Origin of the sequence: Alkalihalophilus lindianensis (genome assembly GCF_032843265.1) — a bacterium.
GTDB lineage: Bacteria > Bacillota > Bacilli > Bacillales > Bacillaceae_D > Alkalihalophilus > Alkalihalophilus lindianensis.
In genome coordinates, this window is the sequence record NZ_JAWJBA010000942.1 from 1 (window position 1) to 241 (window position 241).

At 55.2% G+C, this 241-nt stretch carries 1 protein-coding gene; it reads right to left on the reverse strand.

Annotated elements, in window-relative coordinates; all coding sequences use genetic code 11:
* Nucleotides 1–241: histidine kinase dimerization/phospho-acceptor domain-containing protein (locus RYX56_RS26810; RefSeq protein ID WP_317124459.1), on the reverse strand; the 241-nt coding region annotated here is incomplete at both ends.

Sequence of the window (241 nt, forward strand, 5' to 3'; positions counted from 1 at the left end):
GCCAGACTGAACGGAGCAAGATCCAGCTTCAACTGGCCGGCATCGATCTTGGAGAAATCCAGAATGTCGTTGATGATCGTCAGCAGCGCATTGCCAGATTTGACGATAATGTCGGTGAAGGTGCGCTGTTTGGTGTCCAGGTCGGTCTTGGCGAGAAGTTCGGCCATGCCGAGCACGCCGTTCATCGGCGTTCGTATCTCGTGGCTCATATTGGCCAGAAACTCTGACTTCGCCCGGTCTG